This window comes from Pseudomonas sp. HY2-MNA-CIBAN-0224 (assembly GCF_040310285.1).
GTDB lineage: Bacteria > Pseudomonadota > Gammaproteobacteria > Pseudomonadales > Pseudomonadaceae > Aquipseudomonas > Aquipseudomonas helleri.
The window spans coordinates 1-232 of sequence record NZ_JBEOPQ010000947.1; the positions used below are offsets into that span (position 1 = coordinate 1).

Below are 232 nucleotides of genomic sequence, written 5' to 3' on the forward strand. Positions count from 1 at the left end.
GTATACCGAGTTTTGAGTCTACTCATGGAGACCTAGGATATGGAAAGAAAAGCGATCAGTTCAGACCGAAGCATTAGCAGTCATAAGCCTGAAGATAAGAAGTACTTCGTTGCTATCAAAAATCATCCCAAACTCTTCTTAATGGTGCGTCCTACTGGAACCAAATCATGGATGTATCGCTACTACCCACCTTCAAGCCCCAAACAAAGTATTATCTCCATCGGTATATATC

1 protein-coding gene is annotated in these 232 nt (G+C 41.4%); it reads left to right on the forward strand.

What is annotated here, in order from left to right; genetic code table 11:
* Positions 1-39: 39 nt before the first annotated feature.
* Positions 40-232, forward strand: a 193-nt coding sequence (locus tag AAEZ03_RS29045) for an Arm DNA-binding domain-containing protein (RefSeq protein WP_350583472.1), incomplete at its 3' end; no start/stop codon positions are given.